We start from the raw sequence: 2,916 nt of genomic DNA, 5'->3' as shown, positions 1-2,916 counted from the left end.
AAATGTTCTCGTGCTTGCTAATCGGTAGCCCTGATCCGGCACTCGGGAAACCGCGCGTCGGCCCAGAGCTGCCGGCTTCTTATCTTCGTACTCTGCTATTGGACTTCAAAGACTTTTTCGACATGGTCTGATTGTACTCGTCGCGTTCGTGGTTACGGTGAGATACCCCTCTCCAGCGGAATATGGTTCTTTTCTTGCCGTGGAATAGGTGGCAAGCAGCCGTGTTTCTGTCCGTTGGGGTCTATGAATAGACGTCCGTGGAAAATCGTGATCAGTTTGCCACTCATCGGTACCGGCTGGGACACGCGGCTTCAAGACAGCCGGTCGTCGGGGTCGCTACCTCCTTGCTCTTGCTGCGCACACCGGAAGACTCTGGGGCTCGAGCATTGCTTCACGGTTGATCTGGAAGATTTGTATGTTGCAGCAACCGGTCGACCGCGGAAGTGGTCAGTGTGCTGGGCATCAACTTGGGCCGCTACCGAGTACAGGTCCGAGGGCACCTGCACCGCTTGTTTCCCATGTGCGGCTGCACCACCTTGCACAACAGCACTCTCGTCTATTGGGATGGCGACATAAGCAGCTTGCATTTAACGCACCCCTTCCCTTGTACGACCTTGCCGAGTGTCTTGCTGGCCGTGATACCAGGCCGGCGCAAACGCATGCAGATGGCCGTCGGTTCCGGCAACAGGCATCGAAGGAGTAGAGGAGCTTACGTTCCCTCGTTCTGGACTGCCTCCTTCGAGCCGCCGGCGGATAGTGCTTCCCCATGCTGCCAACGCCAGCTTCTTCCATGAGTTGCCTCGAATGACGAGTTTGAGGGCACGATCGAGCCCTGCCATGAAAGTGTCAGCGCCGTGCCATTCGACCGGGATCTGACGAACTCGTGGTTGGCTGTACGATCCCCCTACCGATCCACCGTGGGCTTGGCAGCTCTAGCATGCTCGGCGAATTTGCCTTTGTCCCCAGGCGCGCAACGAGATCACGCATCGGCGCCGACGCTTCATCGTCATTGAGTGGTATTACCGACTCGCTCAGGTTGGGTGGCCGACCATCTGCTCCTGGCCGGCACTATGGAACTGCACTTGCGCGTTGGGCACACCTTGAAGCTGACGAGAGCCAATGGTCGGCTTTCCCTGGGGAATGCTGCTCGAGCGTCGCTCAGTTAGCGCTTTGACCTGATGAAGGAGCTTGTGCGAGTGAAGCCAAGAGATGAGCCATCGAAGATGCCACTCTGGTCGTGAACCCATGTTCGGCGAAATGCATTCTCATGGTAGAGGAGGCGTACTTCCCGCAGCAGAACCGGCTTCATGCCCGGTTCTGAATGCTCACAGCTACATATTGGGTTGCGTGGTCGACAGACGATCGCAACCTGCATGGCGAAATCATGTGGAACCTGAGCATACAAGGCTGGAGAACTGTCTGGCGTGGATGGTTGAGGTGCCATGTACTTCACTATTTGGGGACCAGATAGCAGCATTAGGTGGCGCTGGCGCGAGCAAGACTTCTCGACCCAAGCTCGGTCAGAGACTACGGACACCGCAGGTCCAAGGAGAGCTCTACCCACACAGCCAACCATTTGGCTCTCAGGTCGAGTGCCTTGCTAATCCTAACTTGGTGTATCGCGAAGGCACTCCGCTATGCGACGTCCAACGCGAGCTGTTAATTTATCCCGGGCGGTGGCACAGCAGGGCAACGAACGCTCCCGCCTGTGCTGTCTCGCTCTGAGTTGTTTGGGTATTGATCCCACAACAGGGGTATGCCCGGGATCCTCGTTTGCCTGGCGTTCTGCCTGTAGCAAGGACACCCAGTTCTGATGCATGCTCCGAACAGAGGGTGAAGGCGCCGAACCGAACGCCGTACTCCGCGAGGATGAGTACGCCTACATCATTCCAATCACTACAAAATGGCTGCACAGCCCCAGGCCGGCCGCGATGCCAAAGGGGGCAACGAACGCGTCCGACATCGATGCTGGCAACGGCCGCTTCGTAGTGAGCTGGTTGAACTGCAACGCCGATCGACGAGACAACTCGTCCGGTGAGCAAGCACTGCCGCTCTAAGGTTGTAAAGGACAACGAGCTTCCTCCTGAACGAAGGAGCACCGCTCTCGAGTGGGGCGAAGTCTTCTGGGCGGGTCGTTCGGTCTAGCGGTGGTGGCGAGAGCCTCGCAGGCAGTCTCTGGAAGGAGACGCTCCGGGTTCCGCTCCGAGGCCAGCACAGCTATCAATCTCTAAATGGGACGGGCACCAGTTCCAGCGACACATCAACTCCGACAGGGCATGGGGATGCTGTCTGTTGGAGCCGCTGCCTCCTCCAGAGTCGAAAACTCTGCAGATCATTGAGCTGAGCCTTGTATCTGCAGCTCCGGTCCCGAACAGGTCTTAGGCTATCGCCCAAGGTCAATGGCGATGGCACCTGAGAGCTATGTGCGGCTTGCGGGTACTGAAGCAGCTGTCAAAGGCGATCGCGGCCCTCGCGTGATGACCTGCCGGGAATCAGCATCGGAGTTTGCGGTTGCGCGAAGTTCGGCAGTGAGGAAACCTGCCCTGCTTTAGATCGAACCCGCTTTGTTAGAACCCTCTACATTGGCGGAGACATGCTGGAAGTCCCCCTTTACCTGGTATCTGGCGCAGTCACGAATGAGGACGCAGGCAAAACTCTGAAGCATTAAATGGGGGAATCCTTAAATACCGGTTCTATTGATCAACGAGCAGCGAGGATTTTGATGTGGCCACGCTCACCACACAAAAACAGGTCCTCGATTTGCGGAGGCCTGAAAACCTGTGTATAGTTTTTCCTTGTCGCCGAGAAGCGGACCGGAGAAAAACCCGTACCAAATCAAGGCGAGAAGCCGGAAAATCAACGATTTTCCACAGGTCACTGTGGACAGTCGAAGATTCAATCGGAAAGCGAAAACTG

The 2,916-nt window shown here is 56.8% G+C and carries 2 protein-coding genes; both read right to left on the bottom strand.

Going from position 1 to position 2,916, the window contains the following annotated elements:
• Positions 1-1,664: 1,664 nt before the first annotated feature.
• Positions 1,665-2,099: a MepB family protein gene (locus JCM19049_RS23500; protein ID WP_374700295.1), complete on the bottom strand. Its 435-nt coding sequence runs from the start codon at positions 2,097-2,099 to the stop codon at positions 1,665-1,667.
• Between the two features lie 635 nt (positions 2,100-2,734).
• Positions 2,735-2,916, bottom strand: a 182-nt coding sequence (locus JCM19049_RS20295; protein WP_279402991.1) for a hypothetical protein, incomplete at its 5' end; no start/stop codon positions are given.

It is taken from the genome of Arthrobacter sp. JCM 19049, from assembly GCF_001310435.1.
Note: the sequence above shows the minus strand (reverse complement) of the source record. Positions and strands in the feature narration are given on the sequence as shown.